9 protein-coding genes are annotated in these 13,707 nt (G+C 51.5%); 6 read left to right on the top strand and 3 right to left on the bottom strand.

What is annotated here, in order from left to right:
* Positions 1–684: 684 nt before the first annotated feature.
* The 3 genes from VGP75_RS16200 to VGP75_RS16190 are packed head-to-tail and all read right to left on the bottom strand — an operon-like array spanning position 685 to position 5,788.
* Positions 685–1,995: an HlyD family type I secretion periplasmic adaptor subunit gene (locus VGP75_RS16200; RefSeq protein WP_327544650.1), complete on the bottom strand. Its 1,311-nt coding sequence runs from the start codon at positions 1,993–1,995 to the stop codon at positions 685–687.
* 9 nt (positions 1,996–2,004) lie between these two features.
* Positions 2,005–4,293 (bottom strand): type I secretion system permease/ATPase, encoded by a 2,289-nt coding sequence (locus tag VGP75_RS16195; RefSeq protein WP_327544649.1) that lies wholly within the window; start codon positions 4,291–4,293, stop codon positions 2,005–2,007.
* A gap of 37 nt (positions 4,294–4,330) precedes the next feature.
* Entirely contained in the window at positions 4,331–5,788 is a 1,458-nt protein-coding gene (locus tag VGP75_RS16190; RefSeq protein WP_327544648.1) for a TolC family protein, read from the bottom strand.
* A 1,287-nt stretch (positions 5,789–7,075) separates the two neighbouring features.
* Here VGP75_RS16190 and VGP75_RS16185 point away from each other — a divergent pair.
* The 6 genes from VGP75_RS16185 to VGP75_RS16160 all read left to right on the top strand — a co-directional run bounded on the left by VGP75_RS16185 (position 7,076) and on the right by VGP75_RS16160 (position 13,707).
* On the top strand, positions 7,076–8,113 hold the full coding sequence (locus tag VGP75_RS16185; protein ID WP_327544647.1) for a LacI family DNA-binding transcriptional regulator: 1,038 nt from the start codon (positions 7,076–7,078) through the stop codon (positions 8,111–8,113).
* A gap of 122 nt (positions 8,114–8,235) precedes the next feature.
* Positions 8,236–9,084 carry an ABC transporter permease gene (locus tag VGP75_RS16180; protein ID WP_327544646.1) on the top strand — a complete coding sequence of 283 codons (849 nt, stop codon included), beginning with the start codon at positions 8,236–8,238 and terminating at the stop codon, positions 9,082–9,084.
* On the top strand, positions 9,084–9,983 hold the full coding sequence (locus VGP75_RS16175; protein WP_327544645.1) for a carbohydrate ABC transporter permease: 900 nt from the start codon (positions 9,084–9,086) through the stop codon (positions 9,981–9,983). Before VGP75_RS16180 ends, VGP75_RS16175 begins: the two co-directional genes overlap by 1 nt.
* 105 nt (positions 9,984–10,088) lie before the next feature.
* Positions 10,089–11,441 carry an extracellular solute-binding protein gene (locus VGP75_RS16170; RefSeq protein WP_327544644.1) on the top strand — a complete coding sequence of 451 codons (1,353 nt, stop codon included), beginning with the start codon at positions 10,089–10,091 and terminating at the stop codon, positions 11,439–11,441.
* Positions 11,438–12,655, top strand: coding sequence for an ADP-ribosylglycohydrolase family protein (locus tag VGP75_RS16165; protein ID WP_327544643.1), 1,218 nt, complete (start codon positions 11,438–11,440; stop codon positions 12,653–12,655). Before VGP75_RS16170 ends, VGP75_RS16165 begins: the two co-directional genes overlap by 4 nt.
* Complete coding sequence (locus VGP75_RS16160) at positions 12,652–13,707, top strand: ABC transporter ATP-binding protein (protein ID WP_327544642.1); 1,056 nt, start codon at positions 12,652–12,654, stop codon at positions 13,705–13,707. Before VGP75_RS16165 ends, VGP75_RS16160 begins: the two co-directional genes overlap by 4 nt.

The raw sequence follows: 13,707 nt of genomic DNA, 5'->3' as shown, positions 1-13,707 counted from the left end.
TCGACACATATTAGGATATGGTCTTCCGCTGTAATTAAGGCGCAAAAGTCGGGATCCTAATCAAAAGTGACCACCGGATCTAGTTGAACTGCAGTGCCCCGAATGCATTCAGCTATGAAACAACAAACTTTGCTTTGGAAGTGAACCACACCGTTTTTTTCGAAGGCTAAATCCCCCTACATAGTCGATGTTGAACAACGAATTTTAGGCAGCAATTGCCGTGTAGTTCGCTTTGTTTCCGGCAGCTTTGGCTCTGGTCGTTTGTGTTACGGTAATGAATGCGGCGAGCCGATTCGTGCATTAAGATCTGCGAGCAACTCGGCAATGGCCACGTTCAGCGCCGCGATTGAAAAGAACGCCTATTTTAAATTGCTAGGAAAGCGTTCCTCAATACACTCAATTCTGATGCCGCCATTGGCCAAAGCCTGATAGATTGCGGCCATACAATCGTCAGCGTTAACGGCTCGCTCACAAGCCTCTTGCAACCCTACCAATCCGACACTTCCCGAAGTCACCTTCCAAACGCATCTACGTACATTGATCTTATCATAAACGATTTCCAATGATCCGTTGCGTCCTATTCGCGCCCCAAGAAAACACTTTCCATCGGAAGTGTGAACTCCAACAGACTCCAGCGGCCCACTTTGGACAACGGATCCTATACCTTCTTCAAGTCCTTTCAAGTCAATCCCGCAATGCTAGTTCTTGCACCTTGGACATTGGCTGCCAGATATATTCCAACACTGTGCGTTTGCCCGAAAGCACATCGACTGTAGCGGTCATGCCTGGAATAAACGTTACGGCTTCGCCAGTTTCCTCGAGTAGAAGTTCGCCTTCAATTGCCACATCTACCAGGTAATGACTTGCGCTTTGATTTTGTTCATCGACAACAGCGTCTGCGCTGATACGGATCACGCGACCATCGACTGAACCGTATTTGGCTGAATCATAAGCCGATAGTCTGATACGGACATCGTCTTCCACGCGGATGCGGGAAATATCCTGTGGCATGACTTTCGCCTCGACAATCAACGCCTCGCCAGTTGGCACCAACTCCAACATAACATCGCCCGTATTTACAAAGCCACCCGGTGTCCGGAAGTTCAGCCGGCTCACGATCCCTTCCATAGGAGCGCGAATCACTGTTCGGCTGACTCGCTCTTCTAAGCGCGGCACGGATTCCGCTAGTTCACTTTGTTCCGCGACGACTGAATTGAGTTCATCCATAGCGCGAAGACTGTAGTTCGCCCGTGCATTGTCAATTTCAGTTTCAAGCTCCACCATGCTCGAGCGGGCCTGTTCAATTCCAACATTAGCACGATCTCGCTCACCGCGTGTTTGCTCCAATTGACGCAGCAATTCCAAAAGACGCGTAGCTGGTGCAATATTATCGCGTACCAAAGGCCTCATGACAGCAATTTCTTCTTCTAAAAATTCAGCCGTACGTTCAGCAGTTCCGACACTGTTTTCAGCTGCACGTAAATCTTGCTGACGTTGATGAAGACGTTGCTCTAGTACCGCAAGCTGTCCAGCCAGTTCAGCGCGACGCGCAGCAAACAAGCTTTGCTCAGTTAATGTAACCATGGGGGACCTTGCATTAAGGTCTGGTGGCACCGAGAATTCAGAGTCGTTAATTTCTGCGCGCAGGCGGAGTTCTTTGATATCCAGACCCGCCAAGCGTTGTGCAAGACGGTTAAACTCGCTGCTTGCATCCACTGGATCAATTTCGAACAGCACCTCACCTTCAACAACGGTTGTGTTTTCAGACACATAACGGCGCAGTATCACACCGCCCTCAGAAGCTTGCACCATCTGGTTTTGCACTGAGGACACAATGCGGCCTTCGCCGCGTGTAACACTATCCAATTGGGCCCAGTTGGCCCAAACGAGAACGAGTCCAACAAGCGCAATTATGGTGAACATAATTGTTGAGCCACCAAGACCTTCACGGCCTGCCATCTCGCGCGACATAGTCTTAAAATCGATATCTGACATAATGTCGTCCTATCTTGCTTGCGCTTTGAGTGTCTCAGGCGTTGTGTCTGTAACAATCGCTCCCTGATCCATTACAAGAACCCGATCTGCGAGCTCCAGTAGCGTATTACGATGGGTAACCATCACCAGCGTTCGCCCATCTACCCACACTTTCAAACGTCCAATCACCGATTTTTCGGTAGCCGTGTCCATCGAACTGGTTGGCTCGTCTAAAACGAGTAGATTAGGATCATGTAGTAGCGCTCGCGCAAGGTTGATGGACTGACGCTGGCCACCCGACAGTCCCTCACCGCGTTCTCGCAATTCCATGTCATAGCCCTGCGGGTGGCTCGCGACAAAAGTATCAACGCCTGAAATCTTCGCGATGTTCAAAACATGTGCATCATCGTATTCATAAAATCCCATCTGCAGATTTTCCTTCACCGTTCCTGAGAAAAGCCAAGTATCTTGCAGCATCACACCGACATTACGACGTAAGTCTGATTTATCTATTTGGCGCATATCGACACCATCCATTAGAACGGCCCCTTCACTTGGTTCTATTAGTCCCGAAATCAGACGTGACATGGTTGACTTTCCAGATCCCATGCGACCCACGATCGCAACTTTCTGACCTGCAGGAATCTTGAGCGACAGGTCGCGAATAATTGCACTGCTGGCGCCGGGAAAAGTATAGCTCACATTTTTGAATTCGATAGTACCGGCCAGATGCGGACGGCTTAGCCGAGACCGTGTTCTATCCTGTTGCGCGGCATCATCATTCATTACTGCCGAGAGCGAACGATAGGCCTGCCGTGCTCCATTTGCACGCGACATAGCCGACGCCAATTGAGAAAGCGGAGCTAGCGTTCGACCGCCTAAAATGACAGCAGCAATCATTGCACCCATGGTAATCATGCCATCCTGAATCAGGAACACACCATAAAAAATTGTTGCAATTTGCGCCAATTGCTGCACGGACGCAGCAGAGTTGATAGCAAAGTTCGACAACATCCTGTTCTTCAACCCGAGATCAGATTGCGCATCAGAGGCTTCCTCGAACCGCCGCCTCATCAATCGTCCAGAGCCGGTGGCTTGTACCGTCTCCAACCCGTTGAGCGTTTCTACCAATATGCTTTGCTTCGACATATTGGTCTCCATCGAGCTCTCAGCAATCCGCGCCAAAAACGGCTGGATGACAAGGCCAGATAGAATGACCAACGGCACTGCGATCAGTGGCACGAGCGCCAGCGGCCCCGAAATCAGCGAGATAACCCAAATGAAGAGAAAAATGAAAGGCAGGTCAACAACAGCGACAAGCGTTGCTGAGGTGAAGAACTCGCGCAGTGTGTCAAACTCACGAACGATACTGGCCATCGCGCCAGACTTTTGACGCCTGTTGTCAAGTTTGATATTTAATATCTTGTCGAAGATCAGCCGAGACATACGCGCATCGGCCCGCTTGCCCGCCTTATCCACGAACTGAGCACGCAGGGTCTTGATTGTAAAATCAAACCCCAGTGCGATTAGCACACCAATCGTCAGGGCGATTAAGGACTCAATCGCCTCATTGGGTACCACGCGGTCATAGACCACCATAATAAAAAGCGATGTTGAAAGCCCCAGAAAGTTCGTGATAGCCGCAGCAATAAGCACTTGCCCATAAAGCCACTTACCTTCAAGCAAAGAGCCCCAAAACCAATCGTTCTTACGCTTGGCCTTCGCGGCGGCATGTACACGTCGCGCAAGGATGATATATGGCTCTAAATGAACGCCCAACACACTTAGTGAAAGTTGCTCTTCAACAAATGACGCTTCCCCGTCAAAGCGTTGCAAATGAACAATATTGTCCTCTGTAATCGCGTTGATCACAACCGCCTCACCACCTTTGAGAAAGCCGATGGTAGGACAATGTGACGCGCGTAGCTTTTTGAGTTTCAGTTCGCCATATGTGGCCTCAAAACCAACATGACGTAATGCAGACACGGCAGCCTTTGGATCAAAAACTTTGCTTGTAAGTTCTGGTAGGTCACGCACCGCACCGGGGGAAAACGCCATTCCTGACAATGACAGAATGTGTTGAACAGCTAAGATCAGTGGCATCTCAACATCAACCGCATGATCGACTTCACCTTTCCCATCCTTTTGAGGGCGAGGGTCATTTTGCAAACCAAGATCAACGATTTTCCCTGATGCATAAGCATCAGTAGAATCTTGAAACACTGGCCCCGGCGCCTCAGCATCACGGGTAATCTTGTGTTTATCGTCGTCGATTACCTTCGATAGGCCAACCCCTTGTTCTCTTTCTTTTTCTTCCATGCTGGAAGGTCCCTTTTATTAGTATTCTTGATGACAATCAGTCGCCTAAATTGTGTGTTAATCCAATCAACTGCCCAAGTGCACCAGTCTGAGAGGATATTGCAAACTGCAGTGCAAGCTGTTCAGCATGCATACTGATTTGACGGTCTTCAGCCCGATAGTTTTCAATTTTCGTTCCAATGAGTTGGCGCAGGTCTGACTGACCTGTAGCAAGCTGAGACTGCAAGGTAGTCGCTTCAGCATTACTGAGATCGATTTGTTGCTGGACCAACGGTGTTGAGCGCTCGAGTGTTGCAAGTTGCTGTATCGACGCTTCCATTTCCATCTTAAATGAGCGCTGCGCTTCTGAAAGCCCCACTTCAATAGCCTGCGCACGCGCCTCAGCTGACTCAAGCTGTGACTGACGCCGGCCCCCATCCGCAAATTTATATTCAAGCACAAAGCCCAAACTCGTATCGGTGCTTTCCCCCTCCTGCATTGGTGAGGTCACACCCGCCTGGATTAGTGCTCTGGGCTTAAAGGCGGCCTGTGCGCCGACAACTGCACTCCGCGCCAAGATCAACTCCGCTGCGGTCCGCTGCAAAGCTGGTGCTTGCTGCCATTCAGCAGCCTGCTCTCTAGCCTCAGCCAAGCTTACAAGCTCCGCAGGACGCGGCAAATTTTTTGGCTCCTGATTGAACAACCGTGCAAACCGGACTTTTGCTTGCTCAAGATCCGCCTGCAGGCGGGTTTCCTCAAGGTCAATGTCGACAATCTGTCTCAACACGCTTTCGAGCGCCAACCGATTGCTCATCCCATTCACGGCCATCCGCTCAAGCTGTGACACTACAATATCCATGTCAGAGGTCCGCTTGTGGAGAAGCAATAGCCGTGCCTCATACTGCCATACATCGATCCATGCCCTGGCAGCCTCCAGCGCCAGACCATTACCCCGCAAAATTCGTTCCGCCCGCGCGCCTAGAGCCTCGGCCGTAGCATGGTTGACATTGGCCACACTCTCTCCACCGTCATAAACTAGTTGCGAAATGTTTATCCCAACTGCAAGACCTGTTATTGTTTCATCTGGCTGCGCGTCACTTTGCTCTCGGATCCCACCCAAAGTTGAGCTGCCTGTGATTTGAGGGAACCTTGCACTTTCAGCTATACCAATTCGAGCGATCATCATCTGCTCCATGGAGAGTGATGAGCGATACCCCTCATTCGCTTGGACTGCTTGCCGCAGGGCCGCGGCAAAATCAGAGGCAGTATCAATCGCCTGACGCACGTCTGACTGCTCGTGCTCTGCTGACTCTGCAAGCGTTGTCGCGATGGTCTCCGACATCAATACCATGTGGGTTGGTTTGTCCCCACAGGCAGCTAGAATGAGTGTCAGGCAAGCAACACCCAGCGCATTATATCGAGGACGGGTAAGTAGGCGTTTTACCCAGTTATCGACAGGCTTGCAGTAGCTACGCAATTCACTTGGTTCATCAGTCACTGATTTCTGCTGGGTCATGCAGGGCCTCCTTTTAGTATCGCTTAGAAATTATCTCAGCTGCTGTACTGCACCGATTGCGCAAAAGATTTCAGAGCATTTTTGGCTTGGGTGCTGCACAAATGGCGCAACCGCATCTCTGGCTGGCAAACAAGATACTTCGCTTATTCCGTATCGTCCCAGGCCGCTTCATTCGCTGTCTCAACTTAAAACTCAGCTTGATATTTTTTGCCAAAGGTATCTGCCAAGAGCTTCACTGTGTAGTCTTTCATTTACTTTTCGCAGCAATGTTTGAAATGCGATGATCTTTTTCCAAGACTTATGGTTTTCAGCAAGGTCGAAAAGTAGCGAATGTCCATTTACCAGACACAGTCACATGTTGAACTTAGTATACAATTTTATCGATCACACCTACGGCATAAGAGATTACCTTTTTATCTCATTGTAACTTAGATGAACTAGGTAACCTGCCCTTAGGTCACTGCGCAATCTCACGGTTCAAAGTTACTATATCTTCGCTTCAGGACATTGTGGGTAACACACTATAATAGATTAGATATTAGTGTTTTAGCATCACAAACCTCTGCCTAATTGTTCCATCTATTACTTACCGCTGCCCTAACAAAAATTTTGCCCATACGATTGGTCGGATTGCTTGGTAGTCTTCTTTAATTTCAAATGAAAGCTCTAAATCACTAGGATATATCAAAAGCCAGCAATGAATTACACCAGTCATTTAATCTTTTGTGACTTACACCAATCTGATCAGATCCAAAGTATTACCACCGATCCTTATGACGGGTATTTGAGTTTCACTCATAACCAATCCCTACATCGCAAAAGGCTACTAGAAAAAGACACGCAATATTCCATACAAGGTCAAACGATCTTTTTCGACTCCACCATTAAACTTACGCGTCGTGACATCGAGATGCCAGTGGCGGGCAGGATTGTCGCGTTATTCAAAGGATAATATCTAATATCTTTCGAGAATTTCCGAATCTTATTATTTAGGGTGGCACTCAATAAGTTGACGATCATACTGTTGAAATGAACCACATCAGCTTTGCCGGAGGCTCCAACTTATGAGCTGAATGGCTCCTGCGTTTGCGCGAGATTCAGCAGTTTCTGGCGTACTGATGTGGCGATGTTTTTGGGCTGATCAGCCATTCGACGTCACGGTCTCAAGGTGGGAACATCGGGTTCCAGGCTCCTTATCCCGCGCGGCCTCTGCAATCGCTGAGAGCCAAGGTGTTGACGAGCTTGGTGAGAATTGGTAACGTTCCCAAGAATCGTAAGGTGGCGAATGTGAACAAAAGACCAACAATCATCGACGTAGCAAAACAGGCTGGCGTGTCGAAGAGCACAGTTGCCAGAGTTATGTCTGGTGGTGAGCACGTATCCTCGAAGGTCGTCGATTTGGTTGAGGCCGCAGCCAAGGAAATTGGATACCAAAGGAACAATCTAGCCGTGAGCATGCGATCTGGTCGCAGCGGGTTGATCGGTATCGTTGTTCCAGATATCTCAAATCCATTTTGGGCAGAAGTCGCTCGGGGTTCACAAGACGCGGCGATCTCCGCACAATCATCGTTGCTGATTTTCTCGTCAGACTGGCAAGCCGAGCGCGAACAAAAGCACCTTCAGGCGCTGATCAACACGCGCGTTGACGGAATTATCCTTAACAAGATTTCGGATACCGGTGGTCAAGGCGATCTCGAAGAGCTCGGGGCCCCTTCCTTGCTTTTGGGAACCACTGCCGAGCTTTATCCAAACAAATCAAGCGTTGGGTCGGATATCAACCAAGGTGTTCAGGTGGCCCTAGATTACTTGACGGATCGTGGCCATGCGATGCCAAAACTCATCTTAGGGTCTGAACGACGTCTGGCGCGGGCCAAATTCGTCACCGCAGTCAACCAGTACTACATTGATCGCGACATCGACCCGACCAATATCGAAACTGAAGATGGTGCCTACACTGTCGATGGCGGTAAAGCAGCTATGGCCAAAATTCTTGAGCGTCATACGGGCGGACACCTGACCATCTTCGCGGCTAACGACCTTATGGCCCTCGGGGCGATCCTAGAGGCACGTTCTGCTGGACTGAATTGTCCAAAAGACGTCTCTGTTATGGGCTTCGATGGGATTCCAGCCGGTGAGTTTTGTGATCCACCGCTGACAACCGTGGGAAAACCGGCCCGGGAGATCGGCATCCAGTCACTACGCACACTCCACAGATTGATCGAAGGCGAAGACGCTGTCAGTAAGCAAAGGCTCGCCTGCACGCTTGTTGAACGAGGGAGTGTCCTCAACCGCTCGCCCAAGCTAAAGCTGGCCCAGACCGGCTAGAAGTCTTCAAGGGAGCAGGGCGTGAATAGCAAATTTCGAACAAAAATGGGAACGTTCCCGAAATGAACATACAGTCTGAACGATTCCAACAGGCAGCGCGACGGTGGTGGCCCTTCTACGTAATGCTGGCGCCGGGGCTCCTCTTCTATTTTGTCTACCACTATTTGCCGATCTGGGAAGCTCGTTTGGCGTTTCAGGATGTGAGGATCATTCCTCCCAACATCTGGGTGGGGGCGAAGCACTTTGTGGCATTGGCATCTTCCCCTGTTTTCCTCCAGGTGCTCCTGAACACTATCATCATTAGCGCGATGAAGCTGGTGTTCATCTTTCCAGTTCCCATCCTCGTCGCGCTTCTCTTGAACGAGGTGAGGTCAGCGAACTATCGCAAGTTTGTCCAATCCGTCATCTACCTGCCGCACTACCTCTCCTGGGTGGTCATTGCCGGCATCACCATCGCGACGCTGTCACCAAGTGACGGCGCCGTAAACGAAGTGATCGGGTTCATGGGTTTCGACCCGGTTCCATTCATGACGGATACCGGGTCAATTCGTTGGGTTCTGGTCTTCAGTGAGATGTGGCGGAGTGCGGGTTGGGATTCCCTGATCTACTTTGCCGCCATCGTCGGTATCAGCCAAGAGCTTTACGAGGCCGCCGAAATGGACGGCGCCGGTCGTTGGCAAAAGATCTGGTACGTCACCATACCTGGTATCGCTCCAACCATTGCGACCCTCTTCATTCTCAATGTCGGGCTATTCCTCAGCCAAGGCTTCGACCAGATCATCAACCTGTCGAACGATGTTGTCCGAAGCCACATCGATATCGTCGATACCTACGTTTACCGCATTGGCCTTCAGACAGGTGAGTTTGCTCTGGCAACGGCCGCCGGGCTCTTCAAAGGCGTCGTCGGCATGATCCTCATCATTAGCGCTCACACGATCTCGAAGCGACTAACAGGAAAGGGAGTTTGGTAATGTTTACCAACAACCGAAGCACCCCATTTGAGCGTATCGAGTATGTGCTGATCCTCTCCGTTCTCTTCCTCATGGTCGTGATCACAGCGCAGCCCATTCTTCACTTGGTTGCTGTCTCGTTCTCCGACCCGGCGGAAGTCCCCGGCATGAGTGGGCTCGAAGTTCTTCCAAGAGGGCTCTCCACAGACGTCTGGAGCCTCCTCATCAACAACCCAAATGTACAACGCGGATTTGTGAACGCGCTCTTGATCACGGTTCCAGGAACTGTGATTGCTGTCCTGGGCACAACTTTGATGGCTTGGGCTCTCGCCCAAAAGCGCCTGCCTGGCCGCCGCCCAATCCTGCTCTTGGTGATTGTAACTGTCGTCTTTGACCCAGGTATCATCCCAGAATTCTTCGTTATGAAAAACATTGGGCTGTTGAATAGTTACTGGTCCGTCATCCTGTTCCGCGCGGTTTTTGCCTGGTACCTCATCATTCTGATCCGGCTGTTCGAGGAAGTCCCAGAAGAACTTCTCGAAGCTGCAGAGCTCGACGGCGCAAATCCGTTTCAAACACTCTGGTATGTGATTGTGCCGGTCGCGAAGTCCTCCATCGCAATGATTACGCTCTTCTACCTTGTTCTGAATTGGAACGAGTTCTTCCGGGCGATGATCTATCTCAATGACCCTGACAAATGGCCACTGCAAGTGGTTCTGCGTCAGTTCGTAGTGGAGGGCGACAAAGTCGGAATGGTTGGGCTCGCCAACGTGTCTGCCAATACCGATGTCAATCAAATCAGCATCCGCGCCCTCAAGGCCGGGATGATCACTCTAACGATCGCTCCGCTCGTTCTGATTTACCCCTTCATCCTCAAATACTTCACCAAGGGCACAATGTCCGGCGCGGTGAAGGGATGAACTAACCAGACCAATACCAAAACTAAAGGGAGACTTTACCAAATGCTATCCAAGACCAAATTCACATTCTCGCTTGCACTGTTCGCAAGCACATTCCTTGGGACAGTGGCCTCGGCTGAAACTGCTACCATTCGTATGGTTCTCAAGGACTTCATCTCAACCAACCCTAACTCGGTTGCCCATATCGAACGCATCGAGGCGGCCCTCGCGGAACAAGGGCACGATATCGACATTGAGCTCGTTGACTTGCCAGCTTCTGGCTATGCTGACGCACTTGGCATTATGCTGCTATCCGGTGACCTCCCCGACCTGATCTACTTTCAGGGCGGTGATCGAAAAATCGCCGATCAGGATGTTCTGGAAGACTGGCGCCCGTGGGTCAAAGGCACCGAACACCTTAAGGATGCACTCTATCCGCACAACACCGCGCGCTTGGACAATTACCCGTACCTAATGCACGTATTCCCACTCCGCGCACAACAACCAGTCATTCGCACCGATTGGCTGGAAGCAACCGGACTGTCCTCGCCCACTACAGTCGATGAGTACACGGCGCTTTTGATGGCGATCCGCGATGGCGACCTTGATGGTGACGGAGCAAACAACACCTTTGGTACCACAGCAGGCGGTAGCCTGACGGAGCTTGATGGCTATCTCAATCCAGCTTTCGGGATCACCGCAACGTGGCTCCAGGACGATGGTGGAAATTGGACGCACGCGCATATCAGCACACAAGAACGCGACAAGTTGATCTACTACAATCAGCTGTTTTCTGAAGGATTGTTGGATCCTGAATACATCACGATCAATTGGGAAGCCAAAGAGGACCGCTTCTATACCGGTCGCGTTGGCGTTGTATCGGCCTCTCGCCCGTCCAACGTCGTGGTCTACCAAACCAAGATGAATACAGTTCATCCCGACACGGCGCTAACGCTGATCGACCCGCCTCGCGGCCCTGGGGGTCAAGGTCTACTTGCCGTTGACGTCTCCAAGGAAGGACGTGGCTGGGCGATGTCCGCGCTCTCGGAGAACAAAGACGCGGTGGTTGCCCTTCTTGACTTCATGGCGAGTCCGGAGGGGCAATTCATGGAGCAGTTCGGTCTTGAAGGCATTCATCATGAGCTCAACGGCGATCAGGTGACTGTCCTGCCGGACCTTGGGTCCTGGGAGAGCCCGTTTATGATTTCCGCTTCCTGGCAGCCGCCCGTCGATTTGTTCCCGGCACCAGCAGTGCGGTATCTACAAAACACGCAGACCTACTTCCTGCCTGATAATGCATTTGCATTTCCGTCGGACTATGCTGCCGCAGTTGATGCGACGACAAATGTCTACAACGAATGGGCCTTCAAATTCGTATCGGGCACAGCCTCTTTCGATGAGTGGGATGACTACGCCGCGGCCTGGAAAGCTGTGGGTGGAGAAAGCCTCATCGAATATGCTGTCTTGGCATTGCAATGATGAAACATGAGAAGATCGACGCGACCTTTCCAGGTCGCGTCCGCGCCGCCCTCTATGGCATTGCCTATGGCGACGCTATGGGCGGCCCCGTTGAAAAACTCTCTGCTCGCGAAATCGCGGACAGATACGGTCGTGTCACGTCGATTGATCAACGTTGGCACCGGCTGGACGAGGACGAGGTAAGTCGCAATGGCCGCACACGCGGGCATGGCATCATCACCGACGACACGCTGATGACAATCTGCCTGATGGAGGTCTATGCGGATCTCGAACGGCACATTGATGCCTGGGACATGGCTGGGCCGTTTGTACGCAAAATCGCCTGGGAGCCACGCTGGATTCCGGAACTTGAGAAGGACACCGTCCTGATCGAGCGGCTGTTCTATCCTGAAAAGTGGATTTACCACCGCCTCCAGCTTGCCGCATGTGATCCCCGTCAAGGTGGGATCGGCAACATGGTGAATTGTGGTGCCGCAATGTATGCTGCTCCGATCGGCGTCGTGAATGCTTGTGATCCGGTACGGGCCTACGATGAAGCCATCAGCTTTATGTCAGGGCACCAGCAAAGCTATGGTCTGGAGGCCGCAGGTGTTTTCGCGGCATGCGTCGCTGAGGCGTTTCGTCCGGGTGTCACTGTTGTCGATGTCACCAAAACTGCTCTTGAGCTTGCTAAAGACGGCACAGGTGAGGCTATCGAAGCGGCCTGCAAAGTCGCGCATTCTCATGCGGGAAAATCGTGGCACTATGAGACAGTGGTCGCGGAGCTCCACGAAGCTATGATTCCCTACTCGCCCATGGGCGACGACGTGCGACATGGCCCCGCAAAAGCGGGAGTTGCGACGGCTGCTTATCAACCCTCACGCCTTCTGTCGATTGAGGAGCTACCGCTTGCATTGGCCTTCATGGTTCTCAACGATGGTGGCTTCAACAAGACGATCGAGGACGCCATCAACTCCGGGCGAGACACTGATTCAATTGGAATCATGGCTGGTGCGATACTTGGGGCAATGGCGGGTGACAGCGTGATCGAACCATCAATCCTGAATCACCTGAACAAGACAAACAAATTGGACCTCAATGGGAGTGCGGACGCGTTTTCCGAGGCTGCAGCCAACATAATTGATGCTGATTTGCAGAAGCAGTCAGATCGCCTCGCGCAACTGGCTCAGATTCTGCACACCAAGTCTCCTGTCGGAAAAGGAACTGAGAGATGAAGCATATCGTCCTCGATGGATTGGGAAAGGCGTTCGGCAACGTCGAGATTTTCAAAGGCTTGGACTTGGAGATTGAAAAAGGTGAGTTTGTGGTTCTTGTCGGCCCGTCAGGCTGCGGAAAATCCACATTGCTACGGCTCATCGCCGGTCTCGAAGATATCACTTCAGGGAACCTTTTTATCGGTGACGAGCGGGTGAACAACAAGCCTGCAAAGCAACGTGACATCGCTATGGTGTTTCAAAGCTACGCGCTTTACCCGCACATGAAAGTAGCAGACAACATGAGCTTCGCTTTGCGGCTCTCCAGAGTGCCAAAGTCAGAGCGGGCGCGGCGGGTTGCCGATGCGGCGGACATCCTTGGCCTGACTGGTCTTCTGGACCGACTTCCGCGTGATCTCTCTGGTGGACAGCGACAACGTGTCGCCATGGGACGTGCTATTGTGCGAGACCCACAAGCGTTCCTTTTTGATGAACCATTGTCTAACCTCGACGCTAAGCTCAGACATAAGATGCGTGGCGAAATCCGCAAATTGCATCAACGTCTCGGCCGGACTATGGTCTACGTCACACATGATCAGACGGAAGCCATGACAATGGCGGATCGGATTGTCGTGATGCATAGTGGAAGAATAGAACAGGTCGGTGCGCCTCGAGACCTCTACAGCGATCCAGACAATCTCTTTGTTGCTGGGTTCATTGGCACGCCAGAGATCAACCAGTTTCCCGGGCAGATCGATGGCGACATCATCACCTTGGATTGCGGTGTGACTTTTCAGATGAAGCTCTCAAATCCCGTACCAGCAGGAACCGAGGTCATCTGCGGGTTTCGGCCGCACCACCTGTCAGTTTCATCTGACGGACCAACTGCAGAGATCGCGCTGGTTGAGCCCACCGGTGAAGGACAGGAAATGCAGGTAAGAATTGGAACCCACGAAATCACGATCGTCGCCAATGAGCAGTCTGATGTGAAAGTCGGTCAGCAAGTCAACTTGGCTTTCGATACTTCGCGGGCATTGCTGTTCGATGGATCATCGCACACCCGCCTGCGGTGA

Source organism: Yoonia sp., assembly GCF_036007805.1.
In the GTDB taxonomy this organism is placed as follows: Bacteria; Pseudomonadota; Alphaproteobacteria; order Rhodobacterales; family Rhodobacteraceae; genus Yoonia.
This window is presented reverse-complemented; position numbering and strand designations above follow the sequence as displayed.

Coding starts and splice junctions, on each gene's coding strand:
- VGP75_RS16195 (WP_327544649.1), bottom strand. CDS start 4,293: ATGGAAGAAAAAGAAAGAGAACAAGGGGTTGGCCTATCGAAGGTAATC.
- VGP75_RS16200 (WP_327544650.1), bottom strand. CDS start 1,995: ATGTCAGATATCGATTTTAAGACTATGTCGCGCGAGATGGCAGGCCGT.
- VGP75_RS16190 (WP_327544648.1), bottom strand. CDS start 5,788: ATGACCCAGCAGAAATCAGTGACTGATGAACCAAGTGAATTGCGTAGC.
- VGP75_RS16165 (WP_327544643.1), top strand. CDS start 11,438: ATGATGAAACATGAGAAGATCGACGCGACCTTTCCAGGTCGCGTCCGC.
- VGP75_RS16180 (WP_327544646.1), top strand. CDS start 8,236: ATGCTGGCGCCGGGGCTCCTCTTCTATTTTGTCTACCACTATTTGCCG.
- VGP75_RS16160 (WP_327544642.1), top strand. CDS start 12,652: ATGAAGCATATCGTCCTCGATGGATTGGGAAAGGCGTTCGGCAACGTC.
- VGP75_RS16175 (WP_327544645.1), top strand. CDS start 9,084: ATGTTTACCAACAACCGAAGCACCCCATTTGAGCGTATCGAGTATGTG.